At 64.4% G+C, this 26,308-nt stretch carries 20 protein-coding genes; 15 read left to right on the top strand and 5 right to left on the bottom strand.

What is annotated here, in order from left to right; translation table 11 throughout:
- Positions 1-66: 66 nt before the first annotated feature.
- Together OPIT5_17440 and OPIT5_17435 are read right to left on the bottom strand one after the other, a co-directional pair.
- Positions 67-2,154 (bottom strand): heparinase, encoded by a 2,088-nt coding sequence (locus OPIT5_17440; protein AHF91736.1) that lies wholly within the window; start codon positions 2,152-2,154, stop codon positions 67-69.
- Positions 2,155-2,215: 61 nt separating this feature from the next.
- A complete protein-coding gene (locus OPIT5_17435; protein ID AHF94484.1) occupies positions 2,216-2,380 on the bottom strand; it encodes a hypothetical protein in 165 nt (54 codons plus the stop codon).
- 939 nt (positions 2,381-3,319) lie between these two features.
- Between OPIT5_17435 and OPIT5_17430 the strand changes: the two genes are divergently transcribed.
- Complete coding sequence (locus OPIT5_17430; protein ID AHF94483.1) at positions 3,320-3,511, top strand: hypothetical protein; 192 nt, start codon at positions 3,320-3,322, stop codon at positions 3,509-3,511.
- Between the two features lie 81 nt (positions 3,512-3,592).
- Here OPIT5_17430 and OPIT5_17425 read toward each other — a convergent pair whose 3' ends face one another.
- On the bottom strand, positions 3,593-4,330 hold the full coding sequence (locus tag OPIT5_17425) for a hypothetical protein (protein AHF94482.1): 738 nt from the start codon (positions 4,328-4,330) through the stop codon (positions 3,593-3,595).
- 153 nt (positions 4,331-4,483) lie between these two features.
- On the opposite strand from OPIT5_17425, the gene OPIT5_17420 reads away from it, so the two are divergent.
- The 3 genes from OPIT5_17420 (at position 4,484) to OPIT5_17410 (ending at position 7,867) form a co-directional block, all read left to right on the top strand.
- Positions 4,484-5,566 (top strand): LacI family transcriptional regulator, encoded by a 1,083-nt coding sequence (locus tag OPIT5_17420; protein ID AHF91735.1) that lies wholly within the window; start codon positions 4,484-4,486, stop codon positions 5,564-5,566.
- 92 nt (positions 5,567-5,658) lie between these two features.
- A complete protein-coding gene (locus tag OPIT5_17415) occupies positions 5,659-6,954 on the top strand; it encodes an MFS transporter (protein ID AHF91734.1) in 1,296 nt (431 codons plus the stop codon).
- A gap of 43 nt (positions 6,955-6,997) precedes the next feature.
- Positions 6,998-7,867: a hypothetical protein gene (locus OPIT5_17410; protein AHF94481.1), complete on the top strand. Its 870-nt coding sequence runs from the start codon at positions 6,998-7,000 to the stop codon at positions 7,865-7,867.
- Here OPIT5_17410 and OPIT5_17405 read toward each other — a convergent pair.
- Positions 7,864-8,898, bottom strand: a complete 1,035-nt coding sequence (locus OPIT5_17405) for a hypothetical protein (protein AHF94480.1) — start codon at positions 8,896-8,898, stop codon at positions 7,864-7,866. The genes OPIT5_17410 and OPIT5_17405 overlap by 4 nt on opposite strands.
- A gap of 148 nt (positions 8,899-9,046) precedes the next feature.
- Here OPIT5_17405 and OPIT5_17400 point away from each other — a divergent pair, with 148 nt between their 5' ends.
- The 8 genes from OPIT5_17400 (at position 9,047) to OPIT5_17365 (ending at position 19,992) form a co-directional block, all read left to right on the top strand.
- Entirely contained in the window at positions 9,047-9,880 is an 834-nt protein-coding gene (locus tag OPIT5_17400; protein AHF94479.1) for a hypothetical protein, read from the top strand.
- 125 nt (positions 9,881-10,005) lie between these two features.
- Positions 10,006-11,196 carry a hypothetical protein gene (locus tag OPIT5_17395; GenBank protein ID AHF94478.1) on the top strand — a complete coding sequence of 397 codons (1,191 nt, stop codon included), beginning with the start codon at positions 10,006-10,008 and terminating at the stop codon, positions 11,194-11,196.
- Positions 11,197-11,207: 11 nt separating this feature from the next.
- A complete protein-coding gene (locus OPIT5_17390) occupies positions 11,208-12,506 on the top strand; it encodes a hypothetical protein (protein ID AHF91733.1) in 1,299 nt (432 codons plus the stop codon).
- Positions 12,503-13,102, top strand: a complete 600-nt coding sequence (locus OPIT5_17385; GenBank protein ID AHF91732.1) for an N-terminal cleavage protein — start codon at positions 12,503-12,505, stop codon at positions 13,100-13,102. Before OPIT5_17390 ends, OPIT5_17385 begins: the two co-directional genes overlap by 4 nt.
- Positions 13,103-13,207: 105 nt before the next feature.
- Positions 13,208-14,716 carry a glycerol kinase gene (gene glpK, locus OPIT5_17380; GenBank protein ID AHF91731.1) on the top strand — a complete coding sequence of 503 codons (1,509 nt, stop codon included), beginning with the start codon at positions 13,208-13,210 and terminating at the stop codon, positions 14,714-14,716.
- 328 nt (positions 14,717-15,044) lie between these two features.
- Complete coding sequence (locus OPIT5_17375) at positions 15,045-15,689, top strand: hypothetical protein (protein ID AHF91730.1); 645 nt, start codon at positions 15,045-15,047, stop codon at positions 15,687-15,689.
- 101 nt (positions 15,690-15,790) lie between these two features.
- Positions 15,791-18,208 (top strand): hypothetical protein, encoded by a 2,418-nt coding sequence (locus tag OPIT5_17370; GenBank protein ID AHF94477.1) that lies wholly within the window; start codon positions 15,791-15,793, stop codon positions 18,206-18,208.
- 203 nt (positions 18,209-18,411) lie between these two features.
- Positions 18,412-19,992, top strand: coding sequence for a 2-nitropropane dioxygenase (locus OPIT5_17365; GenBank protein ID AHF91729.1), 1,581 nt, complete (start codon positions 18,412-18,414; stop codon positions 19,990-19,992).
- Here the strand turns inward: OPIT5_17365 and OPIT5_17360 are convergent.
- Positions 19,955-21,103, bottom strand: coding sequence for a LacI family transcriptional regulator (locus OPIT5_17360; protein AHF91728.1), 1,149 nt, complete (start codon positions 21,101-21,103; stop codon positions 19,955-19,957). The two genes, OPIT5_17365 and OPIT5_17360, sit on opposite strands and share 38 nt — an antisense overlap.
- A 174-nt stretch (positions 21,104-21,277) precedes the next feature.
- On the opposite strand from OPIT5_17360, the gene OPIT5_17355 reads away from it, so the two are divergent.
- The 3 genes from OPIT5_17355 to OPIT5_17345 are packed head-to-tail and all read left to right on the top strand — an operon-like array spanning position 21,278 to position 26,305.
- On the top strand, positions 21,278-23,401 hold the full coding sequence (locus tag OPIT5_17355; GenBank protein ID AHF91727.1) for a glycosyltransferase family 1: 2,124 nt from the start codon (positions 21,278-21,280) through the stop codon (positions 23,399-23,401).
- A 47-nt stretch (positions 23,402-23,448) separates the two neighbouring features.
- Positions 23,449-24,162, top strand: coding sequence for a hypothetical protein (locus OPIT5_17350; GenBank protein ID AHF91726.1), 714 nt, complete (start codon positions 23,449-23,451; stop codon positions 24,160-24,162).
- 31 nt (positions 24,163-24,193) lie between these two features.
- On the top strand, positions 24,194-26,305 hold the full coding sequence (locus tag OPIT5_17345; protein ID AHF91725.1) for a raffinose synthase: 2,112 nt from the start codon (positions 24,194-24,196) through the stop codon (positions 26,303-26,305).
- The last annotated feature ends 3 nt before the right edge of the window (positions 26,306-26,308 follow it).

The raw sequence follows: 26,308 nt of genomic DNA, 5'->3' as shown, positions 1-26,308 counted from the left end.
GCACCCGTTACCTTGCCGGGGAAAGAGTCTTTGCGAGCACCTTCCCCGGCATCCGGCAGCGAGCGTCTATTGCACAGGGGACAATTCGGTCGTGAAAGTCGCCTCGTCCGCCCGGCCTTCTCTCTCGATGTAGAAGCCGGCGCGTTGCGCAGGGCGCGGTGTGTCGGGCGAGGCGCCCTGGTAAACGGTAAAACGCCCCGGCGTCGCCACGCTGACCCGCAACCGCTTTCCGCCGGCCAGTTCGACCACGAACTCCGCCCGGTTCTCGAACGTGGCGGAGCGGACGTCATTCCAGTAACGAAACGCCGCGGGCCGGTTCCGGGAAAACGCCGCCGTTGCCACCGGTTGGAAATCAGCGGGCAGCGTCACCTTGCCTTGCAGGTGAAGAGCCAGGCCGAGAGCACCGCCTGCCTTCCCGTCTTTTCCATCCCTTCCGTCTTTTTTCAGCCGGACAGTCGCTTCGTCGATCAGCCGGGCGCCCTCGATCCGCAACGTGCGGCGGGCGAGCGCGCCGTTGCGGTAGTCGGGCTGCTCCGCCGTCATCACGCCGCGCGCGGCATCAAACTCGCGCAACTCGCCCGGCTTCCACGGCTGCTGCCCTTCGCCGTTGATCAGCGGCACGTTGTGGGTGAGCCCCCGCTTGAAATAGTCGCGGTGCAAGGCCGACGCGTAACCCACCGTGCCCGGATCGTGGGTCACGTCCACGCCGTCGAACGACGCCGACCAGTTCAGCGCCTCGTCCTGCGCGTGCGGACGGCCCACCTGGCCGCAATGCAGAAACACCTGCCACTTGCCTTTCGCGAGCAGGGCGAACCGTGACCCGTCCATTCGGCGCGATTCGACCGGCGGCATCTCCGCGCTCCCCGGTGCTTTCCACGGCGGATCAAGCAACGTGTTCCACGAACGCACGCTCTCCGCCTGCTTCAGGCCGAGCGTGGTGGGCAGCACCCGGTAGCCGTCGCACAACCACGTTGACGGTACGCGCGGACGCGATGTGGCATCGGCCGGATTGGGCAGCGTGTTGTCCGGAAAACGGATGGCGAGAGGAGCCAGCAGAAGGTTTTGCACGATCGCCGCCTCCTCGCGCAATGCATCGCGCCGTCCGAGCAGGCCGGCAAACGTCAGCAACGGCTCGACCGCGCTCACGATGTAGTTGTTGTAGCCCATCGACTGCTCGTACCAGAAATAATCCGTCGTCACGCCGCGGGCCAGTTGCGCCCGCAGCCCGTATTGGCTCTCGACCGCCTGCCGCCACATCGGCCCGTCGTCGAGGAGCAGCGCCACCTGCGCCGACGCCGACCGGTGCCAGGTCGCAATGTTGTGGATAGCCTGATACGAATCGTTGAGCAGCGTGGCCTGCGGCCGGAGAAGTTTTTCCACCCATGTCTGCCAGCGCGCCGGCGTCACGCCTTTCCAGTCGCGCAGCAACCGCGCCGTATCCGCCAGCCGGATCAGCCAGATCGCCTCCTCCAGACTCTGCCCGGCCATCCGCGCCCCGTTTTGCAGCGACCAGCCGAGATAATTTGCCGCATAAAAATCGAGCTGCGCCGCCGCCCATTCCGCGTAACGCTCCTCACCCGTCAACCGAAAGAACGCCGCCGCCGTATTTGCCGTCCGGATATGTCTCCCGCGGAAAACGTATACCCACCCGCCCATGATGGCGGGGGTGATGGCGACGTCATGGCCGGCGCGGCTTTTGAGCGTGCCGGTTTCCTCGCCGGGGATTTTCTCCGTCCAGACCAAAAAGGACCCGTCCTTCGGGCTGACGAACGCGTGCCACCATCCGGCGCGCCATTCGGCACGATCACGATGATGCGCCATCCAGCGGTCTGCTTGCCGTTGTTCACCCGCCAGCCAGGTTTTCCATCCGGCGTCCTTCGCCACCCGTTCGCGGGCGCCGGCCCAGTCCTCTTGCGGAACACGGTAAGGCGAGCCGTCCGGCTGCAGCACCTTCAGTTCCGGGAACGCCTTTTCCGGAAAAGGCTTCGGGAAGACAGGCAGCTTGTCGGAATCTCCCACCCAGGAAGGCTTCACCTGCTCGCTCGCAAGCGCCCCCCGGACAACGCCTGCGACCAACAGCAGGGATGAGAAACCGGCGCAAAAAGAAACCTGAACGACATGACGGCAGGACGAGGGGATGCGGAGGGAAAACATTACACATTACGGAAGGATACAGCGGAAGCGGCAGGTAACCCAGACGGGCCCGGGAACCTTGTTACTCTCCACGCCAGAGGAGACGGTCGATCGCCTCGGTCGAAGAAGCAGCCGGGAATCCTTCGAGTTTCCGGCTTTCCACATGGCCATCGGCGAACGCGACGCTGATGGTACCTCCGTGTGGATCCTTGTACCCCGGCGCGTCATCCAGGATGGTGGACGGCACATCAGCGGAGCCGGAAGTCCGGCCTGGTTTCCACCAGTGGTCACTGTGGAATTGTAGCTATTAAACACTTCCGCAGAAGTGGAAGGGGAAGATGATTTTGATTTCGAGCCCATACTATTGTGAGGGGAGAGATTGAACGCCGACGATCATGGTTCTCGGTCCTGATTATCCGGCGGCGCCGTGTTTTCACCACAAGCAGAATATTCCCGATCAGGTAATACTTCAGGAGAATATGTATTTACCATATTATCTATACGCCATGAACCACGTGCCGAATAAATGGCATTTCTCAATGTGCCCAACGTATAATTGTATATTAAAGTCAATTCATTTATATCATCAGCAACAGGAACTGTAATATGCCATGTATTACCCGTTTTTGGAAATTCGTCCAGAACCGCCAGCGTGGAAGCTTCTATACCCAAAGAACATCGCCCCGATGCCAATAATGAGAAGAGTAAAGTTGAGTTTCCTTTAATATACAAGTCAGCACGACCCAATGGGGGCTCTTCGCCGATGGAGCAGACAGGGTGTGTAAACCAATCACCATCGACGTAGAGTCGAAATGTATTGTCGGGAATCCAGGTAAGATCGAAAGTTAATATTTTCGAGCTACCGCTCAGACTAGCGGAAAACTGTGGTACCTCCCGATAAGATTCATACCAATTAGCTTCTGTATTTACATGACCTCCCGAAAACGTGTCTGAATATACAGGATTAGGTAATGCAGCCAGATAAGCTAATCCAGGAATACCTCCAGCAAATCCGCCGACTGCCGGAGAAGGTGAAACTTCCCAATTATCCCAATCATCCCTTGTAATAGCGGTGTACCCCGCAATTGCTAGAGGTGGAGACGAAGCGAAAGTGACGTTTTGTGTCGCCGTATCACGAAGCCGGATATTGCATATTCCCGACCCACACTGCGCCGCCTGTGTCTCCATGCCGACCGTCGGGATGATGATCGCGGCCAGAATGGCGATGACGGTGAGCAATTCGATCAGGGTGAAGCCACGAACGGCCGGGAGATGCCGACGTGGCTCATGGAGCGCGGAGGGGATGTTTTTCATGGTGTCAGGAAATGTGTGCATTGGAATAACCCTTGCGGGGAGGAAATCGGGGAGAACGATCTGAACGCAGGCCAACCTGCCGTGATTGACAACCAAGCCAATGACACGGATTGCGCTCACATGAGCGTGAACCATCGCCGGTGGATCATTTACCCCACCAGAGGATGTGACCGACGTAATCGACCGCGGACGATGTGGTCGAGAGAGGGAAATTGCTACGTGAACGGCTTTCCACATGACCATCGGCAAACCCGAGGTTTACCGTGCCGTCATGGGGATCCAGGTAGCCCGGACAATTGGCCGTCGTCGTGCCGTCCATGTCAACCGTGCTGAAACCGTCCTTGCCATCCGCAAGGATCATGGTCTTTGACGGCACTTCGACCTCGGAGATGTTTTTCCGGGAGTCATTGTTGTTAATGATCTTCCGGTTTGTGCTGTAGGTGGGAGCCGTATCGCGTAATCCTCCCAGCCTTCGTGCGGATGGGCATCCTAAAATCGGACTGTCATCCTTCAATGCCCCGTGAAATCCGGGTATGTAGGCAGTACCGAGAGGGTTGCCATTATTGTCATTGCCCGTGATGAGCAACGTCCATCGTTTGGGGTCGCTGGTGCCCTGATAGCTGTAGGGAAGCATCCCCTTGTTGTCCTCGGTGTACATCAGAAATGCCAGGGAGAGTTGCCGGAGGTTGGAGCCGCACTGGGCTTTGTAGGCGCTCTGCCGGACCTTGCCGACAGTCGGGATGATGATCGCGGCCAGAATGCCGATGATGGCGATGACCGTGAGCAGTTCGATCAGCGTGAAGCCGCGAACCACCCGAGAGCAGTGACGCGGAGCATGGAATGCGGAGGGGATGTTTTTCATGGTGTCAGGGAATGTGTGCATTGGAATAACCCTTGCGGGGAGGAAACCGGGGAGAACGATCTGAACGCAGGCCAACCTGCCGTGCTTGACAACCAAGTCAAAGACGTGGATTGGGCTCACATGAGCCCACCAGACTCCACTCCCCCGCTTCGGAGCGATACAAGCACCCGGCCTGTGCTGAAGGACATCGCCCGGCTCGCCGGGGTGCATCACACGACGGTCTCGAAAGCCCTGCGCAACAAGCTCCGCATCCCCGCCGCCACACGCGAGCGCATCCAGGCCATCGCCCGCGAACTCGGTTACCGGCCCGATCCGGTGCTCTCCGCGTTGCGCACCTACCGGCGCACCGGCACGCCCCAACCCCGCAGCCAGTTTTCGATGGCGTTTGTCACCGCCTTCGACACGCCCGACCGCTGGCGCGAGGCTCCGGTGTATGTACGCGCTCATGCCGGCATCAAGGCGCGCGCCGCCGAGCTCGGTTATCATTTCGAAGAGTTCTGGTTCGACCGCGACCACATGACGCCCCGCCGCGCCACCCAGATCCTGCGCACCCGCAACATTTCGGGCCTCATCATCGCGCCGATCCCCCGTCCCGCGCCGCTCGAACTCGACTGGCGGCACTTCGCCTGCGTGTCCATCACCTACTCGTTGCTGGCCGTATCGATGCACACCGTGTGCAACCACCACGCGCACACCTTTCGCCTCGCCTGGGAACGCCTGCGCGCGGCCGGTTGCCGGCGCATCGGGCTGGCCGTCCGCGACAGCGGCAACGAACGCGTGTTTCGCGCCTGGTCCGCCGGAGCCCGCGACGAAGCCGCGCGCATCCCCGTCCGGGAACGGGTGCCGCCCTTTCTGCCCGACGGCGTGCGCACGCCTTTCGACCGCAACAGTTTTCTGGCCTGGTTTTACAAATACCGCCCCGACGCCGTGCTCACCTTTGTCCCGATCCTGCCGGTGATCGACTGGCTGCGGGCCGAAGGCATTCGCGTGCCCGAAGACGTCTCGGTCGCCAGTCTCGACTGCCCCGAAGCCGATGGAAAAATCAGCGGTGTTTATCAGGGACCCGAGGTCATCGGCCGCGCCGCCACCGATGTGCTGTCGGGCCTCATCCAGCGTCACGAAGTCGGCCTGCCCGCGCATCCGCAGGCCACCTTCATCTGCGGCACCTGGGTCGAGGGAAAAACCACTCGACCGGCGGCTTCCGCCCCTGGAACGACGCAAGCCGTTTCCGGAAAAACATCCCCGAAAAACCGCTGAATCCGCCACTGTCTAAAGCGGAAGCGTCCATTTTTTCATTCCGGAATATCTGCCAGGCTCGGGGCGACCGGAAGAACGTCCGGCGTCCGCTCATGTCAACCGCCTCCGTCACTGTCTCCGCCACCGCGCCCGCCGTCCCTGTATCCGCCTCCGGAACACGTCGTCTGCCCTGGATCGTGGTGCTTCTTTTCCTGGGGTCGTTCCTCAATTACCTCGACCGCCAGACGCTTTCCATCCTCAAGCCGACCATCAAGACCGCGCTCGCCCTCGACGACTCCGGCTACGCGTTCCTCGTGAATGTTTTCACTTTCTGTTACGCGGCTGCCTACATCGGCAGCGGCTGGGTCGTGGACAGGATCGGCGCGCGCAAGGCGCTGACGATCTTCGTCACGGGCTGGTCGCTGGCCACGATCGGCTGCGGACTCGTCTCGTCGTTCTTCGCTTTCGCCGCGTTTCGCGCGCTGCTCGGCATCATGGAACCGGGCAATTACCCCTGCACCATGCGGGCGATGACGCTCTGGGCTCCGCCCGGCCGCCGCGCAGTCCTGATGGGGCTGGCCGGCGCCGGCGGCACGATCGGAGCGGTCGTGGCCGCGCCGATGATCGCCTCGCTCGCCACCTGGTTTTCCTGGCAGATGGCCTTCATCGTCCCCGGCCTCCTGGGGATCGGCTTCGCCGTCGCCTGGTGGTTCGTTTACCGTGAACCACAGGAACTGACCGGCGTCGCCGTCGCCCATCCGGCATCATCCCCTCTTGCAACCGCCGCCGAACCGCCTGCGCTCGCGTGGTCGAAGCTCTGGACGCAGCGCAGCCTGTGGGGCATCGTGCTGGCCCGCTTCATCAGCGATCCGGTCTGGTATTTCTGCCTGTTCTGGATGCCGGGCTATTTCCAGGAACAGCGCGGGCTCTCGTTGCAGGCTTCCGGCATGGTCGGCTGGATTCCGTTTCTCGTCGGCAACCTCGGGGCGCTCGGCGTCGGTTTCCTCTCGGACCGTCTCGGCCGCCGTCTCGGCGATCCGATGAAAGCCCGCCAGCGTCTCCTCATGATCGCCGCCTGCTTCGGTCCGCTCGCCATGCTGGTGCCCCATGCTCCCGGCATGACGCTCACCCTGATCCTGTTGAGTCTGGTCGCTCTCGTGTGCCTCGTCTGGCTGCTACTCCTCGGCCCGCTGGTCGCCGACACATTCCCGGCCGGCAACGCGGCCAGCGTGTGGGCGATCTCGGGTGCGTTCGGGGCGATCGGCGCAATCCTGTTCAACTATGGCGTAGGCCGCATCAGCGGCGCTCTGGGCGTCGAGCGAATGTTTCTGGTCATGGGAGTGTTGCATCTGGTTGCGGCCGCGCTCCTGAAAGTTTGCGTGCGACCGGTAAAAGCAGGGGAACCCTGACGAAAGACTGGCTTCCCTCCCCGCCAGCGGAGAACCTTCCGCCATGCCTCCTCCCGAGCAAACGACATCCGCAGCGCCTGACTTCCTGTCAGAGCTGGAGGCGTTCTTTTGCGACATCGAACAGGCCTCGGGGATTCGCGTATGCTTTCACGACTACGGTTATTTTTCCCATCTCAAGCTGCCCGGCCGACGTTACCAGCACAATTCGCCCTTCTGCCTCAAAATCAAGGAAGACGTGGTGGGCGCCCGCCGGTGCCGCAAGTGCGATATCGATGACGCCGTCGCCGAAGCGAATGAAAACGACGAACCGTTCATCCGCTTTTGTCATGCCGGCATCTGCGAGGCCATCGTGCCTCTGAAAAATCACGGACAACTGGTGGCCATCGTTTTTTGCGGCCAGGTTTTCCTCGACCGGAAAATCCCCCCGCCCCGTGTCCCCGGGGAAATTCATCGCACCGTGCCGGTGGTGCCGGAAACCAGGCTGCTGGCGGCGGCGCGTCTGATCGCGCGTTTCCTTTCCGTCCGCCAGCCGGTCATCTCGGCACTCGCCGATCTGCAGCCGCCCTCCCGGACGGGAAACCGCAAGATCGCCCAGGCGATGATCCTCCTGGAAAAAAATTTCGCCCGGTCGGTCTCTGTCGGCGCGATCGCCCGGGAAGTCGGCCTGAGCGTTTCGTACTTCGAACACCTCTTCAAAAAGGAGATGTCGATGAGCTTCACCGCCTGGCGACATCATCGCCGCCTGCGCGAGGCCATGCAACTGCTCGAGGTCACCGATATCAAGGTATGCGAGATTGCCAGCCGGGTGGGTTTTGACGATCCGTCCTATTTCCACCGGCTGTTCAAGACGAAGACGGGCATCAGCCCGCAGGCGTACCGCAAGCGCGCGTCGCGGACGCCCGACCCTCGCTAGAAACCGACCGAGGCCAGCGGCACGCTTCCCCCGGCCAGCGTGTCGGCCGGAGCGGAGTCGGTGTTGATGCAGCCGCTGACCAGCACGCGTTTGCTGGCTCCATGCGTCCGCTGCTCGGTCCAGCACTTGTTGCCGCTGCCCACCGAAAATGTGCAGCCCGTGATGGTGATATCATGACATCCGCGGGTGCCGGTATCCTGAAACCGGAGCGCCTGGGTCGCCGTGTTGAATTCGCAGTTCGCGATGTGAATCTTGTTGGACGATCTGAAATTGATCCACGTCGATGTCGTGCCCGGACCGGAAAACCACACGTTGCTGATCCAGCACTGTGTCTGGTACTGGAGATCGAGCGCAATTCCCGTGCTGGCGGAAAGAATGCTGTTGGTGATGAACAACCCGCCGGGAACGGTCGCCGCCGTGGGATCCTGCGAGGAGTCCCAGACCGTCACGATGCCGTTCACTCCGCCGATCACCCGGCAAAAGGTAAAACTGACAAAATCGGCATTCGTGAGGCTGACGACATTGGTGACGCGCCCGTTGCCGTTGAATGTGATGTGCTCGAAATGGATATCGTGGGAAAGGTCGGCATTCGTCGCCGGGTTGCCGGAACCGGCCGTTGAAACGAGATTCGTCAGCGTTGCCGTGGCCCGGAGGATCACGCCACCCTCCATACCCTTGGCCATTTTTTCCCCGACAATTCGCACCCGGCCATCATGCGGGATCACGATTTCCGCCCCGCAATTGTAGATGCCCTGCCGGAGGATCACCTTGCCGCCTCCCGCTGCCGCGACGGTATCGATGGCTTGCTGGAGTTCCACGTGGTCATTGCTGCCGTCCACGATGTAATCCGCATCGGCCGGGCCGACCACCACGGTCATGGCGACGAGAGACGGACACAGTGCCGGCAGGGCCAGCCCGCAGAGACGCGACAGGAAACGCAAACCCGTGTGTGCAGCGCGACGAAACAACAAACGTTCGAGGATGTGATCATTCATACGCTGTCCAGTATAGGGAGAAAGGATCACCAGCATAAATGGAGCGTCTTGCCGAAAACAATGAACGCACCTGCTCATGCGACCCGAATCCCCTTGCGGAGCCTCCCGGCCGTTCCGGCAAAAAAGCTGAAACATCCATATTCCCCGACAGGCGCCTCTATTTTTTCCGGCGACGAAGCGACGTATGCTTCAGGCGACCCGGCACTCCGCCGGTCCTTTTCTCATCATGAAACATTCACTCCGCATCCTCGCATTCTCCGCCGTCGTGTCAGGCGCCATCACTGCCGGCGCCCCGACCGGTCTGGCCGCTCCGCTGCTGAACGAGAACTTCGAATCCGTCTCCCCGGGTGCAGCGCCCGCCGGCTGGACGGTTACGGCTCCGGAAAACACGTCCGTCGCAGTCACCGATACCGTTGCCAGCGGCGGCGAGCGCAGCCTTCGGTTTGACGACAATGCCGAGGTATCAGGATTTCCCTCCGCCGTCGCCGGTTTCACTCCGGCAAGCACGGGGATCGTCAGCGTGAGTCTCGATATTCGTGCCTCGGCCAACAACCGTGACTCCCTCTACGTCAAACTCCGCAATACCGACAACCAGGAGATCGGCGGCGTGCGGTTCGGCCTCAACGGAACCTTCTCCTGGCAGCTCGACACCGGCGCCTGGCAAAACTCGACTGTCACTTATGCCGCCGACCAGTGGTACTCGCTCAAGATCGACTACAACCTCGACACCCGCACGTACAGCGCATGGGTGAACGACAGCGTCGTCGTCACCGATACCGCCTTCCGCACCATCGCGAACAACTCCGGCGCGGCCAGTCTCCTGTTTCAGAGCATGGCCGGAGTGGCCAGCTACACCGGCAGCGCCTGGATCGACAATCTCGAAGTCAGTGTCACCACCATCCCCGAACCTTCGGCCACCGCCGCGCTGGCCGGCGGCGCCTGCGCCCTGCTGCTCCTGTCCGGCCGCCTGCGCCGGCGGAGCCGATCGCCCGGCACCATCTCCTCCCTGCAACGCTGAACCCGCCCTGCCTCCCGCCTTCCAGGCCGGTCCGGCATCGCCTGCCGGATTTGGCCGGGCCGCACGGAACCTGCTTTGTTCCCGCCCCGACGGGCGTACCAGCAGGCCCGGCCATCCATCCTTTAATGAAATCTGTCGTCTTCTCTCTGGCCCTGACCATGTCCCTGCTCCTTTCCGTTCTTGCCGCATCCCCGCCTGCACCGCGCCTCCCCGAGGCGAGACAGCCCGTCGACGGTGTGGTGCATGCCGACCATTATCCTGACATCCATGCCGCGGTCACCGCGCTCGGAGAGCGGGGCGGGGTTATCGTGCTGGGAGCCCGGACCTACACCCTGATCAGGCCGGTCAAGCTGACGCGCCGCGTGGTTTTTCAGGGCGTCATGGACGCCAAGGCCAGGGATGCCTCGACCAAAATCATCCCCGCCGACAATTTTTCCGGGAAGTGGCTCTTCGAAACGGTGACCAAACCGGCCGAAACCAATCCCGACCTCAATGCGGACCTGGGGTTTTATGACCTCGTCGTCGTCGGCACGCCTGCCATCGGCGGCATTCACGCCGCCAACGGCGATGTTCTTCGCATCGAACGCTGCCGTTTCGCCTACATGCGCACCTGCGTTGAAATCACGCAGGATACCGCGCTGCCGCGGCCGTTTCCCGCCCGCATCGTTCCCGGAGGCCTGTTCATCAACAACTCGATCTTCCAGGCCACCGACGTGTGCCTGAATCTTGAATACGCCACGCAAAACCGGATCATCAGCAACTGGTTTGTCAGCAACTCCGGCGTGGTGCTCCGCCTGCTCAATACCAACAAGACGTGGTTTGTCGCCAACGAGGTCAACCAGTTCACCCGCGCCGCCATCCTGCTCGAGGACGATGGCGGCGGCGGCAATCACGTCCACAACAACATCATCGCCCTGAACTGGATGCACTCCAACCGGCCCGACACCTGGTTCATCGAGACCGTCAACGGAGACCGGATGCACAACAACCTCATCGCTGACAACGTGCTCCAGGGCACCGCCGGCGTAAAATTGCCGCCGATGGAGAAAGACCGCGGCAACCGTTTCGAGGGCAACACCGGCGGAGCCGCCGCCCGCACCGGGAATTCCGGCACGGCCACCCTCGCCGCCGGCAAAAAATCCGTCGTCGTCCGGCACGGCCTGATGCAGGCGCCCATCCACGTTTCCGTCACACCCGCGGCCGAGTCTTCCTCCTTCTGGGTCGACAACCGCACGGCCGACTCCTTCGAGGTGCATTTCAGGGAAGCACCCGAGCGGGCTCTCGGCTTCAGCTGGAGCGCACGCGTATTCCCCTGATCAATACCGAAATGTCCTCTTTTCTCCCCATGCCATTCGCTGTCGAGCAACACACCACCGCCCGCACCGTTGCGCCACCCGCGCTCCGCCGGCAACCGCGTCCCTTTCTCGTGCCGCGCGCCGATGTCCCCTGGGCCTCCGCCATGGTTCTCAATCCGGCCATCTTTCGCCGTGCCGGAGAAAAACGGATACACATGCTCTTTCGCGCTTCCGGTCCCGGCAGTCCGTTTGCCGGCCGCGCCGCCCCGCTGCCGTATCCGATCTGCCTCGGTTATGCGTGGAGCGATGACGAGGGAGACACGTGGACGCCCGACTTTTCCGCACCCGCGCTCTACCCGCGCCTTCGTGCTACGTTTGAAGAACTCCACGTGGAGCTGCCCTCCGGCCGCCATGTTCCCGATTACGCCAACGGGTGCATCGAGGACCCGCGTCTTTTCGACTTTGACGGTGGCGTTTACCTGAGCGCCGCCTGCCGGATTTTCCCGCCCGGCCCTTACTGGTTGCATGACGATCCCATGCAATGCGCGCCCGCCTGGGCTCGCCAGCCCGATGCTCCCGGGGGGCGGGCCGTCCGCGAGAATCTCACCGTCACCGCGCTCTGGCGTGTGGACCTCGACGCCTTGGCCGCCCGCCGGTATGACCGCGCGTTCGTCTATCTCGGACCGCTGAGCGATCCCGGGCGCAGCGACAATCGCGATGTGTTTCTCTTTCCCGAAAAGCTTCCGATCGATGGAAAACCTGCCTGCGTGATGATCCACCGCCCGCGCACGCCGCGTCCCTACTCCGCCGATTGTCCCGACAAGCCTGTCATGTTCATCGCGGCCGCCCGTTCGCCCGAAGACCTCGCGACCCGCGCCTTCCTCGATCAGCCGCTGGCCGCACCGTTGCTCGACTGGGAAGCCAACCGCGTCGGGGGCAGCTCTCCGCCGCTGCGTATCGATGCCCGCCGCTGGCTTCTCCCCTATCACGGCAAGAAGGACGACATCACCGGCTACACCCAGAGTTTCATGATCCTTGAAGACGTGCCCGATGGCCTTCCCGTGCTTCGCCATCGCGCCGCCGCGCGCCTCTTCCACGCAGAGGCCGATTGGGAACGGGAGGGAGAATTCACCATCCCGTGTGTCTTTACCTGCGGAGCAATCCGCTCGGGGGACGATCTGCTCATGACGTATGGCGCTGCCGATACCGTCTGTGGCGTCGCCCGGATCAACTTCGCCGCTCTGGTCCGCTTCGTCGAAACATTCGACCCGCAGGGAGAATCCCTCCGGACGAATGGAAATCTCCATAAATCCGTCATTCACGACTCATGAAAAAAACACGCCTGTCCAACACCGGCTTCACACTGATCGAACTTCTGGTCGTCATCGCCATCATCGGGATTCTCGCCGGGATCCTCATCCCTGTAGTCGGCGCCGTCCGGGGAAAAGCCCGCGCCGTCCAGTGCATTTCCAACCTGCGGCAACTCCAGACGGCCTTCATTCTCTTTGCCCAGGAAAACAACGAACGCCTTCCCTACGAAACCACGGCAACCGACACCGATGAACTGGTGACCGGACAACGCTGGCACCGGCGCATCTACCCGTGGCTCGTCTCGCACGACAACGATGCCGTCTGGCCCCGCGGCGCGGAAAAAATCTACCTCTGCCCCGTCGACGAGACTCCCTATTACGGACTCAGCTACGGTTTCAACACGCTGCTCAAAAACACCCGCCTCTCCGGCATCGCCACCAACCCGCTCCTTCTCGCAGACGCCGGCAACTTCCGTATCGAGGAAAACATTGCCGATGCCGTCATCGAATACCGTCACGATGCCGTCGCCCACGCCGTCCGTCTGGACGGATCGGTGCTCAAAAACACCGCGTTTCCCGACGCTGCGAAAGAACCGCAGCTCTGGAACCCGCAGTGAGCCGCCGGCCTTCCCGCCATCAACCACACCTGACTTGTTGCCCCGCCGCGATCATGCCTATCCTGTGGCATGAGCACATCCCGCCCCGCCCGCCGCCCGCGCCACATTCTCGCTCTCGACCAGGGCACCACCAGTTCGCGCGCCATCGTTTTTGACGACACCGGCGAAGCCGTCGCCATCGCCCAGAAGGAGTTTGCTCAAATCTATCCGCAACCCGGCCACGTTGAACACGACCCGCTCGAAATCTGGGCCACGCAGAGCGCCACCGCCGTGGAGGCGCTCGCCCGCGCCGGCCTCTCCGCCAAGGCCATCGCCGCCGTCGGCATCACCAACCAGCGCGAGACCACCCTCGTCTGGCGTCGCGACACCGGACAACCCGTCTACAACGCCATCGTCTGGCAGGACCGCCGCACCGCTGACGCCTGCGAACGCCTCCGCAACGACGGCGTCGAGCCGCTCGTCACTCAAAAAACCGGGCTCCGCCTCGACCCGTATTTCTCCGCCACCAAACTCGCCTGGATTCTCGATCACGTGCCCGGCGCCCGCGCCGATGCCGAAGCCGGCCGCCTCCTCTTCGGCACCGTCGATACCTGGCTCCTCTGGCAACTCACCGGCCGCCGAGTCCACGCCACCGACATCACCAACGCCTCCCGCACTCTCCTCTGCAACATCCACACCGGCGAATGGGACGACGACCTGCTCTCCCTCTTCCGCATCCCCCGCTCGCTCCTCGCCGAAATCCGCAGCAGCTCCGAAATCTGCGGTCACGTCGCGCCTCACCTCTCGCCCGCCGGCGTCCCGATCGCCGGCATCGCCGGCGACCAGCAGGCCGCGCTCTTCGGCCAGGCCTGCCGCACTCCCGGCATGGTCAAGAATACGTACGGCACCGGCTGCTTCCTGCTCATGCACACGGGCGAAAAAGCCGTGGCCTCGCGTAACAACCTGCTCACTACGGTCGCCTGGCGCCTCGACCGGCCCGGCGGCGGCCGCACCGCCATCGAATACGCGCTCGAAGGCTCCGTCTTCGTCGGCGGCGCGGCCGTCAAGTGGCTGCGCGACGAGCTCCAGCTCGTCCGTACCGCCCGCGAACTCGACGAACTCGCCGCCAGCGTGCCGGATGCCGGCGGCGCGTTCCTCGTGCCCGCCTTCGCCGGCCTCGGCGCGCCGCACTGGGACCCGTACGCGCGCGGCGCGCTCGTGGGCCTCACCCGCGGCACCACCCGCGCCCACATCTGCCGCGCCGCGCTCGAATCCATCGCGCTGCAAAGCGCCGATCTCATCACCTGCATGGAGCGCGACAGCGGCCTGCGCCTGCGCGAACTGCGCGTGGACGGCGGCGTCGCCCGCAGCGCCACGATGCTGCAATTCCAGGCCGACCTGCTCGGCGCCACCGTCATCCGCCCGCGCCAGATCGAGACCACCGCCCTCGGCGCCGCCTTCCTCGCCGGCCTCGCCGCCGGCGTCTGGGAAAACCGCGCCGCGCTCGATCATATCTGGAAAGCCGATACGGAAGGAACCTTCAGGCCTTCGCGCCCGCAAACCGATATGGATGCCCTTCGCCGCGGCTGGTCCCGGGCCGTCGAACGAGCCAAAGGCTGGGCGCTGCCCATATGACCGGAAAGGTGGCCGGCACGCCGCCAGCGCCAAACCCGTTGGCGGTTTCGACGGGACGCACGCGGCGAACCGCCGCTCCGGGCCACACGTACGCCCCCTGTTGAGCCGCATCAGGCTGACATAACGATAAAAATCGGGCGTTCTCTTATTATTTCCGGTCAGCAGAACCGTGATTCCTGTCCGCCGATTCCTCCCTCTTCCGCGATGAAGAATCTGCTGATTCGCCCCCTAAAACCAAGCATTCTTCCCGGACTTCACCGTTCAGGCATGAATTTTGCTTTACAAAATCAGTTTTGTTAAAAATTCTTAAATTTATCACTTATTAGATATGGAAACTCAGCACACCCGTCGCGGTTTTACCCTGATCGAACTTCTCACGGTGATCGCGATCATCGGCATTCTGGCCGCGATCATCATCCCGGTCACCGGCAAGGTTCGTGGCGCCGCGCGCAGGGTAAACTGCGCCAGCAATCTCCGGCAGCTCTGCCTGGCTTCCCAGCTCTTCACCCATGACAACCGGGGAAGGGTGATCACCTCCCCTTTCGTTACGGACGACGGTCAGGGAGGCACCGTTTACTGGTTTGAACAGCTCTACACCTACCTGAAGCCCAATCCGGAAGAGAAAAAAACCACCCCGCTTTTCCAGTGTCCGTCCGATCGTGATGCCCTGGAGCAGTACGCCACAAATCCTTTCGCCGGCCAGTGGAAAACGATTTCCTATATCCTGCTCAAGCCCGACAGGACCATCAGCCTGGAATCGGAACTGGGACAACTCACCCGGGTTCCCCAGTTTGCCGACGCCGTCACCCCTGATACCAACGACTATCTGAGTGACGCGAAATTCGAGAATTGCGTAAAAGGCGGCAGGCCCGAATGGATGCATGGCAACGGTATCAATGTGGCCTACTGGGACGGACACGTTGAATATGTCGTCGATCCCTCCTGGACAAAAGTCTTCCACGTGAACAACTGACAGGCTTGATGGATCGGCCAGGCAGACAGGGACGCGCCCCTGCACGGCTCCTGTCCATTCCCGTCCGTCCACGACATCCGCCCCTTCTTCCTGTCCTTACCGTGAATCGCCCGAACCGAAGCCTGCGTTCCCTCCTGTCAGTCTTTTCCGTTCTTGCCGCTCTCCCGTCCGTTCCGGCCGCCTCCCGGGAGCCGTTCGAGAATGCCGCGACAGGCACGCAGGCCGTCGTTTCCGTCGCCACCCTGCAAACCGCCACCCGCGACGCCCGCGCCACCCCGCCCGACGTCCTTTTCCGTCAGGCGCAGGGCTCGAAGCCCGTCATTTCCAGTATCCGGCCGCCGGTCGAATGGACCGCCTGGCAACTCGCCCATCTCTGGAACCGCGAACGCGACCAGGCCGCAGCCGAACGCGCCGCCGCCATCCTGGGCGGCCTCGCCTCCCGGCCGTTTTCCGAACCGCCGGTCAAGGGTCACAGCGAGGGCCAGTTCATCCCCTACCCCGCCGTGATCGCCTTTGCCCTGGTGCGCGAGGCGCCCGTCTGGCGCGAGAACGGCTCCACGCCCTTCCGGCGAGCCGAAGTGGACGCATGGCTGCGGAGGTACAGCGCCGCATTCCTGAAACTGATGGACCAGCCCGGCATGGTCACCAATTACACGCCGTTCGGGCTGCGCCACGCCGCGAGCCTCGCGCTCGTGCTCGGCGACCGTCCGCTCCTGCTGCGGTGCGAAGCCCTCGCCCGCCAGCTCGCATGGGACCCGGTTTTCTGGGATGCCGACAACATGTGGCAGGAAGGCACCGTCTCCTACGCCCGCCAGGTCACCGGCAACCTCAGGCTGCTCATCCCCATGCTGCAGGCCGCCGCCGACTCCGGCCTCGCGCCGGTCGACACCGCGGGGCTGAGCGATCTCGCCGCGCGGCTCCGGATGCTCGAAGTCGTCCAGAACGGCTTCACCATGCCGGGCGGACGCGCCGTGCCGGTCAACGACACGCACTGGACGCCGTTGCCCGGAGCCTCGCCCCGTGCTCCCCAAACCCGCGCGTATCCGGATTTCGGGCACTTCATCCTCGCCGGCTCCGACATGGAGCTGCACCTCTCCGTCCCGCGGCTCACCGGCGGCGGGCGCTACGGCGGCGGCCACCTCCACGACAGCCGCCTCTCCCTCCAGCTCTGGGCGCACGGGCAGGAAGTGCTCCCCGACGCCGGTTATCCGTTCCAGCCGGCCAACAACCGCTACTTCCACATGTCGCCCCTCGCCCACAACACCTCCGTGGCCGAGCCCGCCGCCCTGCAGCGGCCGCGTGGCCCGTTCGGCCCCTGGGGCGGCCACTGGGCGCGCAGCGCCCTGCTCGATTACGATGACGGCACGGCCTCCGGCGGACAGGTCAGCGCCATCACCGCCGCCTCGCCCGGTCCGGCCTTCGAGGGCATCACACGGTCGGAACGCACGCTGATCCAGGTGCGGACCGGACCCCGGTCCGGTTACGTTGTCGACGCATTCTGGCTGCAAGGCGGCGCGGTCCACGAATCATACCTGCGCCAGACTGAAGACGAGGCTGCCGCGCAAACGGTCTCCGCTCCGCTGGTCGCGGCTGGCGAGACAATGGCCGCCGTGTTGCGCGGCACCGCCTCCGCGGACAAGGGCTGGCGCCACCTGCTGCGCTCGCCGCAACGCGTGGACACCCGCAGCGATTTCAACGTCACCTGGACCGGGGAAAAAAGCGGCGTCGCCATCCGCATGTTTCTCGCTCCGCAGGAAGGTTCGACGAGCTGGCTCAGCCGGATGCCACGCGTGCGCCCCACCGCCCAGGATGCAGCGAAGAAGGACAGTTTCCCCGGCTGGCATCTTTATCGCCGCCGCGAAGTGCGCTCATCGGAGATCACGCTGTGGGCGGCCATCCACGAACCGGTCGCAAAAGGCGAGCGCCCGAAAATCGATGGCATCACCTGGGGACGCTCCGCAGACGGTTCGGCGGTGCTGGCCAGGATCGACCTCGCCGGAGGTCGCACCGACTTCTGGATGCTCGCGCTTCCCGATCGTCCCGCCGCTATCGGCGAATGGAGCCTGCGCGGCCGGGCCGCCGGCGTTTCAACGGCGGCCGATGGCGGCGCACAAAACGCCTGGCGCTGGGCCGCCGCCGGCACCGTTCTCGCACGCGGAGGCTCCACGCTGGTTTCCGGTCCGCACGCCTCGCCCGTCGACGTGCTCTCGCTCACCCGCCTGCCCGCTCCCGCCGACGCCAGCCCGGAAAACAACGGAAACGCCACGCTCCGCGTCGCCGGCACCTTGGCGCGTCCGCCCTCGGGCTGGTTGCTGTTGCGATTTGCCGACGGCAGCGGACGCGGCCTCAAGGTCGACGCCGCGCGGCCGGGTCCTGATGGCACCACGCTTTTCGATATCACCGGCGACCCGGGCATGGAAATCGACCGCGCCGGCATGCGCCGGGTGGCCTTTCCGTTGCTGACGATTCCAGGCAAGACCACGGTCCGGGAGGCGGGAGCGGGTTTTGTCACGCCCTGAGGCACGGTTGAGCATCCTTTCCCGTCATGCTGCCTCCTTCGATCGACACATAATAATATCTACCTGCCATCAGTAGCTCATGGAATACCACTGTTTCCAGGCAGATGCCCCTTCCTTTGAGCCCCTGCAAGCGGTTTAAGAAAGCAGCCGCCACGCTGGTTTTCTCCCCCTGGAGTCGACTCCGGGGAGGATAGAACAATCATATGTCACACCCGATTATCATTCAGGGCGGTATGGGCGTCGCCGTTTCGGGCTGGCGTCTGGCTCGCACCGTATCGCAACTTGGCCAGCTGGGCGTCGTGTCCGGCACGATTCTGGCCGTCGTGCTCTCGCGCAGCCTGCAACAGGGTGACATCGACGGTCACCTGCGACGTGCCCTCGGCCAGTTCCCCGTCCCGGCGATGACGGCCCGCATCCTCGACCGCTATTTCATACCCGGCGGCAAACCCGCCGGGAAACCGTACCTGGCAGTGCCCATGCCATCCGTGACGCCCTCGCAGGCCCTGACGGAACTCACCGTGGTCGCCAATTTCGTGGAAGTCTTTCTCGCCAGGGAGGGACACGACGGCGTGATCGGCATCAACCTGCTGGAAAAAATCGCCTTCCCCACGATGGCCTCACTCTACGGGGCCATGCTCGCCGGCGTGAACTACGTGCTCATGGGCGCGGGTATCCCGCGAGCCATCCCCGGCGTGCTCGACCGCTTCGCGCGCGGCGAGGCCGCCGAACTCGACCTGCCCGTCGAGGACGCCGAACCGGGCGCGACGGCTCGCGTCAGGTTTGATCCCGCGGAGTTTTTCGCAGCCTCGTTTTCCGCGCAGCCTGCCTCTGCCGCATCTCCGGCGCCGCCGACGACTCCGCCCGCGCTCGATCGTCCTTATTTTCTCGCCATCGTGAGCTCTGCCCCGCTCGCCACGACGCTGGCCCGCAAGGCCAACGGCCGCGTGGATGGTTTCGTCGTCGAAGGCGAACCTGCCGGCGGTCACAACGCCCCCCCGCGAGGCGCCCTGCAACTGAGCGACGATGGCGAGCCCGTTTACGGTCCGCGCGATGTCCCCGACCTCGCCAAAATCCGCGAACTCGGCGTGCCCTTCTGGCTGGCCGGAGCCTGCGCCCGGACCGGCCGGCTGGCGGATGCGATTGCCCAGGGCGCGACCGGCGTGCAGGTCGGCACGGCCTTTGCCTTTTGCCGGGAATCCGGGCTTTCCGCCGACATCAAACGCCGCGCCTGCGCGCTCAGCCGTGAAGGTCGCGCCGGGGTGTTTACCGATCCTCGCGCCTCACCCACCGGGTTTCCCTTCAAGGTGCTCCAGCTCGGTGACACGCTCTCGGACGCTGCGCCCTATGCGGCCCGCAAACGTATATGCGATCTTGGATACATGCGGCAGACCTGGCGGCGTCCGGATGGTTCTCTGGGGTATCGTTGTTCCGCCGAGCCGGAAGCGGATTTCGTGCGCAAGGGCGGCGCTGCCTGTGAAAGCGCGGGACGCAAATGCCTCTGCAATGCGCTGCTCTCCGCGGTCGGCCTCGGCCAGCGCCTGTCCGGCAAAACCGCCAGCGCCTCCGGCGATCCCCTCGCCGAGGAATTGCCCCTCGTCACCGCAGGCGCCGATGTGGCCGGGATCGCCCGCTACCTGCAACCGGGGGCGGACAGTTACGGCGCCGCCGACGTGGTGCGCATGCTTCTGGAACCGGTGGGCGGAAGCGGCCGGTTCGATGAATCCGCGGGCGGCAACGGGGAATCGATCATCGACGCCCCTGTCGCGCACATGACGCCCGCTTGACGAGATCGGCCATCACCCTGCGGGCGGCCTGCTCCGGCGTGGCGGGAGCGTGCGGGTTTTCCATCAACTCGATCGCAGCGTCGAGGACGGCGTCGGCCATCGCGTCGTGATGGACATCGAACGTGGTCAGCGCCGGCTTCAGGCCGGCCGCGGCGGGCACGTTGTCGAAGCCCGCCAGACTCACGTCGTCCGGCACGCGCAACCCTGCCGCTCCGGCGGCACGCAACCCGCCCATCGCCAGCCAGTCCGACGCGAAAACGATCGCCGTGGGCCGCTCGGCCGCGGGCTTCGCCAGCAAAGGCGCCAGCGCGGCCGCGGCGCCGGCCTCGTTGAGTGCCTGCGGCGCGAGTGAAAACCGCCACGCTTCCGGTGACTCCAGCCCGAACTCCTCCGCCGCCTCCGTAAAACCCCGATGGTAACCGCGATGGTGCAGCGCCTCGACCGGTCCGGCGACGAGCGCGATGCGCGCATGGCCGAGCGCCGCCAGGTACTGGGTTATCTGATACGCCGCGGCCGCCGTGTCCACCGTCACGCCGATCTGGCGCGGAGCGGCGGCCGGGCTTTGCAGGCACACGACCGGCAGCCCCCCGTCGCGCAATACGGCGAGCGTTTCATCATGGAAATGCCCGTAGGTGATCGCGACATCGAAGGCCTGCTCCGCCACGTGCGCCGCCAGGTCTGCCGCGACTTCGACGGGCGGCTGCGTGTCCGTCAGTTCGCGCACCGCAAGCGCGATCCCGCGCGCCGCGGCCCGTTCGCGCAGCGCCTGCAAGGTCGCCAGCGCCGCCGGGTTGATTTCGTGATTGGGTCCCGGATACGGAGAGAAAAGCACCTCGACACGGAGCCGCGGATGCGACTTGAGCCGCCGGGCCGCCGCGTCGGGCACGTAACCGATTTCCCGGGCCGCCGCCATGACCCGCTCGCGTGTTTCCACGTCGACGCCGTAACGGTTGTTCATCGCCCGCGACACCGTGCTCACGCTCAGCCCCACCGCCGCCGCCAGTTCGCGGATGCCTGGCACACGCCCGCCATTCACGGTGGAGCCGCCGGATTCGGTCGTGGCAACCAAAGTGGCAGGCGTGCGGGAAATGCGTCGGGAACGGCGAATCACGATGCGAGAAACAACAATCCACCCGGCCCGACAGCGCAAGTGTGTTGTCTCTAAATTTTAACTTTCAATTATCCAACGAAATAAGATTCGGAAACGTTTTCCTTCTTGATAAAAAGGAAATGTTGTCGAAAACGTTTCCTAAATCCTGTTTTCCACCCGCAACCCCTCCCGACCATGACAACCATCATCCCTGCCTCCGGACGTTTTTCTCCCGCCGTGCGTGCGGTTCCCGCCGCATTCGCGTTTGTGCTTCTGGCCTCTGCAATCGCCGTCCCCGCCGGCCGCGCCGACAGCATCTGGAACGGTCCTTCGGGAGACGGGACATGGAGTACGGATGCCAACTGGACCCCCGCCACGGCCCCTGTTTCCGACGCCTCCACGGTGCTGGAATTTGCCCATACCGGCTCCGCCTGGACGGCGACCAACGACATTGCGGGGGATTTTTCCCTCAACATTCTCCGGTTCAGCGGCAACAGCGCCGGTACGATCAACATTGCCGCATCCGCCGGCCAGAAGCTCGTTTTCACCGCCAACGGCGCTCTCCTCCCCCAGATCCAGTTCAATTCGGCCAGCAGCGCGGACAGAACCATCGCCGCCCAGCTCCGGCTCGATGCGGACACCTCGATCACGAGCGCCGGCGCCAATGCCGGCAATCTCTGGCTTTCCGGCACCATCAGCGGCTCCGGAGCCCTGGTCGTTGATTATTCCTCCAGCGGCACCGTCGTCCTGAATGCCGCCAACTCCACGTTTTCCGGCGGCGTTGTCCTGAACAGCGGGCGCCTCGCCCTCAACAACAACACCACGCTCGGCAGCGGTGACCTGACCCTGAAAGGCGGCCTCCTGCGGACGACCGGCGGCAGCGACCGCTCGCTCGCCAACAAGCTCAACTTCGCGGGTAACGTGACGATTTTCAGCGCGGCGGCCACGCGCAATCTCGCCTTCACGAACGGCGGCTCCCTTCAGGGTTCGAATGCCATTCACACCGTCACGCTCGATAACGCTGCCAACACCCTCACGCTTGGCGGCGCGTTTACCGGAGCCGGCAACGGGCTGACCTTCGCCGGCAGCGGCAAGGTCGTCCTCGGTAACGGCTCCACGGATACGGCGGCCAACACCTTCACGGGCGCGACCGCCGTTTCCGCCAGCGGCGTCACGCTCACGCTCGACAAGGCGGACGGCACCGACGCCGTCGCCGGCGATCTCGCCGTCTCCGCCGGCTCCGTCGTCTGGGCGCGCTCCAACCAGATCGCCGACACCGCCGGCATCGCCGTCACCGGCGGCACGGTGCGGCTCGATTCCGGGCTGACCGAAACGGTCGCCTCGTTATCGCTCGGAGGCGGCACGTTCGCCGTCTCCGGCGGCGCGACGCTTTCGAGCGGCGCGGTGGCGGTCACGACGGGCGCCGGCACGCGCTCCATCGGAGGCGTGCTCGAAACAGGCGCCGGCGGCCTGTCGATCACCCATGACGGCAGCGCGAGCATCCTGAACGCGCTCTCGCTTTACGACACCGCCACCTCCGCCTCCGGCGTTCTCAGGCTGGGCGGAAACCTGACCTACACCAACGCCACCGGCGTCGACTCCGGGGCGCGAATCATCCGCGGCGCCGGCAACGGCCACATCGACCTGGGAGGCGCCGACCGCATCTTCACGATCAACGACGGCGCGGCCGACGAAGATTTCGAGATCACCACCGGCATCAAAAACGGCGGCCTCACCAAAGCCGGCCTCGGCACGCTGGTGCTCTCCGGCGGCAGCGGGTCGATGGACTATTCCGGCGCAACGACTGTCGACGCCGGCCGTCTCGTCCTCACGACCAGCCTGCCCTCCAGCAACGTCATCGTGCGCGCCGGCGGCATTTTTGCCGGAGGCGGCGCCACGGGCGGCGTTGTCGGCCAAAGCCTCTCCTTCGATGACGGCGGCAGATTTGCGGTGTCGCTGGCTCCGTCCTCGACCACCTCGGTGCTCACTCTCAAGGTCGGCGGCCCCGTGACCATCGCAGCCGGAGCCCTGCTCGATATCTCCTCGCTGGCCGGTCTCGATGCGCTCGCGTTCGACACCCAGCTCATCCTTCTCGAAAATACCGGCACAGGTTCGATCGCCGGCAGCTTCCTTGGCTATGAGGAGGGACGGATTTTCACGCTCGGCAACAACACCTTCCTCGCCAGCTACCAACTCGGCGCAGGCGGCAACGATTTCGGCTTCCTCGTGACTGCCGTTCCCGAACCCGCCGCCCTCGCCGCGCTCCTCGGGGCCGGCATCCTCGCCGCCACCGCCGTGCTGCGCCGCCGCAAACGGTAATTTGTCCCGCGCCGTCCCGCTCCCGTCATTCCCTTCCGATCCCTTCCATGAAACCCGTCCGAACCCTCCTCCTGTTCTCCGCCCTGCTGGCCCTTCAGCCTTCCGGGCTTTTCTCCGACACCCTCCGCCTCACGCCGGCGCAGGATGCCTTCGTGCGCAGCGACAACAGCGTATCGGAAAATCCCAGGGCGCTCGCCGTCGCCAACCGCGGCGAAGGCAACATCCGCCGCACGCTCCTCCAGTTCGAACTCGCGCCGGTCATCCGCTCGGGCCGCTCCGTGAAGTCCGCCACGCTCCTGCTCATACCGCTCTCCCGGATCGGCGATGCTGCCGCGGAACCCGTTCCCTTCGCCGTATGGGGCGTGACCGGCGTAAAACCCGCGGCGTGGGACGAAAAAACCGTCATCTGGGAAACCTCTCCCCTCGCAGCGGCTTCCCTCGAGGTTGTCACCAGAACCGCCGGCGCGGTGCGCCTTGGTTCGACAGAGGTCGATCTTTCCGAAGCCCGCGCCTTCGAATCGCGTGAACCGTTCCGGCTCTCGCCCGAGCGTCTGGCCGGTTATGTCAACTGGGCGCTGGCCCGCGGCGGCAGTTCCTCGCCACTCCCCGCCGCTCCCGCGCTCGGCGAGCCGCTCCCGATCATCACGCTCGTGGTCACCAGCGAAGGCGGCAACAAGGCACCGGGCGCCGCCTTTTATTCCAAGGACAACCGCCCCGAGGCCCGCGCCGTTTATCCCGTGCTCGAACTGATCCTCGAATAATCGCAGCCCGGCCCGCCCGTCACCCGCACCCATGCCCGCCGTCGACACAGAACCGCAAGTCCTCGTCCTCGATCTCGCCGCCCGTCTCCCGGTCGCAGGCGACGAAATCGTATTTATAATTTCGTTACATAACGCCGTACCACGCGCCGATGGCCTGCTTGCGGCGGCGCCCGTCATCCTCCCCGCATGGAGCACCTGCTGCTATTATGCCCCGTTCCAGCGCCATGCGATCAATCCCGACCTCGACCTCTGGCCCGAAGGCTACAATCAGTGTCACCCCCTTCCGCTCCGTTCCGCCGACGAACTCCATCATGCCAAACGCGGCGGCATGTTCGCTCTCTTCGAACTTGCCGAGGGTGATTATCTCGCGCTTCTCCCGCTCGCCGGCATGAGGTCAGTCGCCTGGCTCCAGGGCGACGTCGATGCCGCCGCCCTCTGTATCGAGGCGTCGCACTACGGCGCCCCCGACGCCACCTTTACCGGCGAACTCCCCCTCCTTGCCTGCGCGCGCGCCTCCAGTCCTTACGCCGCCTGCGCCCGCGTCTGGGAAATCGCCCTCGCGCACCCGGCCATGCGCGGCGTCGGCCGTCTCCGCCGCGACAAACATTACCCGGAGGTTTTCGAGTATCTCGGCTGGTGTTCGTTCGAGGAGTTCAAGCTCGACATCAACGAACGCATCATCACCGGCGCCCTCCGCGCCCTCGCCGCCTCTCCCGTGCCCGTACGCTGGGCCCTGATCGACGACGGCCACATCGACGACGGCAGCCGCGCCACCGACCCGCTCATCGAAACCCGTGAAGGCGCCGCCGACGGTCCCGGCCAGGTCTCCGCCGCCCTGCACGCCCGCTGCCTGCACAGCGCGCATCCGCACCCGGAAAAATTCCCCCGCGGCTGGGCTCCCGTGCGCGCCGCCGCCGACGCCGATCCGCGCCTGCGCTGGCTCGGCCTCTGGCTCAACCACAACGGCTACTGGGGCGGCATCGCTGCCGATCACACTCTCGGCACGGACATCGACAGTCACCTCGTCCCGCTCGACGACGCCCCCGATTCCGCAAAACTCCCCGGCGAACAGCCCGGCGACGGTGATGTCTTTTACGAAGCTTTCACGAAACCTGTTTACGAGGCCGGTTTCGATTTCCTCAAGGTGGACAACCAGGCCGCCAATCTTCGCAAGTACGCCGGATCATCCAACGTCCGGAACGCCGTCGTTGCCGCCGCCGGTTGCCGCCACGGACTCGAAAAATCCGTCGCCGCGCATTTCGAGGCCGTCATCGGCTGCATGGCTCACAACAACCTGTGCATCCTTCATCAACCCGTGTCGCAAGTCATGCGATGCAGCGAGGACTACAAGAAGGAGGACGCCTGGCGCGCGAAGCACCATCTGCACAATTCCCTCGGCAACATGCTCTGGATGGGCCAGACCGTGTGGGGCGATCACGACATGTTTCACAGCAGCGACCGCGTGGCCGGTCCGCTCATGGCGCGCAGCAAGGCGATCTCCGGCGGTCCGGTTTATCTCTCCGATCATCCCGACGATTTCGTCCGCGAGCTGATCACGCCGCTCCATCTTTCCGACGGTCGAATCCTGCGCCCGCTCGCTCCGGCAGTTCCCACGCCCGAGAGCGTATTCATGGATCCTTACGAGGACAACGAGGCGTACCGCGTGATCGCCCCGCTCCCGCACGGCTGCGCCGCACTGGCCGCCTATAATCTCACTCACCCCGGGAAAACCGTCCGCGGCGCATGGCACATGGACGATCTCCAATACCGCGACGCCATGCTCCCGGCGAGTGGCGCGGGCGTCCTGCCCGCTTCCGAAAACCACCCGGTCCTCCTTTACGATACCCTTGCCCGCACCGCCCGCCTTCTCCCGGCCGACGATCCCGCCGTCACCTTCACCCTCGCACCCCTCACTGACGCCTTCGTGATTCTCTCACCTGTCATTCGCGGCTGGGCGCTGGTGGGAAACCCCGAAAAATACCTGCCGCCGGTCTTCGTCACCTGCTTCGAAATTGCTCCCGACGCCGGCTCCGTCACGCTGACCGGGGCCGAAGCCGGTCCTGTTCTTGTCTGGCATTCCGCTGCCGGTCTTCTTCGTATCGACCTCCCCGCCGGCGGTCAGCCTTTCACCCTGACTCCATAAACC

It is taken from the genome of Opitutaceae bacterium TAV5, from assembly GCA_000242935.3.
In the GTDB taxonomy this organism is placed as follows: Bacteria; Verrucomicrobiota; Verrucomicrobiia; order Opitutales; family Opitutaceae; genus Geminisphaera.
The sequence above is the reverse complement of the archived record's forward strand: the minus strand, read 5'-3'. Positions and strand labels throughout refer to the sequence as shown.

What these genes read in the sequence shown, in the direction of transcription:
- OPIT5_17400 (AHF94479.1), top strand. Translation starts at nt 9,047, where the DNA reads ATGCTTCAGGCGACCCGGCACTCCGCCGGTCCTTTTCTCATCATGAAA.
- OPIT5_17415 (AHF91734.1), top strand. Translation starts at nt 5,659, where the DNA reads ATGTCAACCGCCTCCGTCACTGTCTCCGCCACCGCGCCCGCCGTCCCT.
- OPIT5_17430 (AHF94483.1), top strand. Translation starts at nt 3,320, where the DNA reads ATGCCGACCGTCGGGATGATGATCGCGGCCAGAATGGCGATGACGGTG.
- OPIT5_17345 (AHF91725.1), top strand. Translation starts at nt 24,194, where the DNA reads ATGCCCGCCGTCGACACAGAACCGCAAGTCCTCGTCCTCGATCTCGCC.
- OPIT5_17395 (AHF94478.1), top strand. Translation starts at nt 10,006, where the DNA reads ATGAAATCTGTCGTCTTCTCTCTGGCCCTGACCATGTCCCTGCTCCTT.
- OPIT5_17365 (AHF91729.1), top strand. Translation starts at nt 18,412, where the DNA reads ATGTCACACCCGATTATCATTCAGGGCGGTATGGGCGTCGCCGTTTCG.
- OPIT5_17425 (AHF94482.1), bottom strand. Translation starts at nt 4,330, where the DNA reads ATGCACACATTCCCTGACACCATGAAAAACATCCCCTCCGCATTCCAT.
- OPIT5_17405 (AHF94480.1), bottom strand. Translation starts at nt 8,898, where the DNA reads ATGCTGGTGATCCTTTCTCCCTATACTGGACAGCGTATGAATGATCAC.
- OPIT5_17385 (AHF91732.1), top strand. Translation starts at nt 12,503, where the DNA reads ATGAAAAAAACACGCCTGTCCAACACCGGCTTCACACTGATCGAACTT.
- OPIT5_17350 (AHF91726.1), top strand. Translation starts at nt 23,449, where the DNA reads ATGAAACCCGTCCGAACCCTCCTCCTGTTCTCCGCCCTGCTGGCCCTT.
- OPIT5_17355 (AHF91727.1), top strand. Translation starts at nt 21,278, where the DNA reads ATGACAACCATCATCCCTGCCTCCGGACGTTTTTCTCCCGCCGTGCGT.
- OPIT5_17375 (AHF91730.1), top strand. Translation starts at nt 15,045, where the DNA reads ATGGAAACTCAGCACACCCGTCGCGGTTTTACCCTGATCGAACTTCTC.
- OPIT5_17390 (AHF91733.1), top strand. Translation starts at nt 11,208, where the DNA reads ATGTCCTCTTTTCTCCCCATGCCATTCGCTGTCGAGCAACACACCACC.
- OPIT5_17410 (AHF94481.1), top strand. Translation starts at nt 6,998, where the DNA reads ATGCCTCCTCCCGAGCAAACGACATCCGCAGCGCCTGACTTCCTGTCA.
- OPIT5_17440 (AHF91736.1), bottom strand. Translation starts at nt 2,154, where the DNA reads ATGTTTTCCCTCCGCATCCCCTCGTCCTGCCGTCATGTCGTTCAGGTT.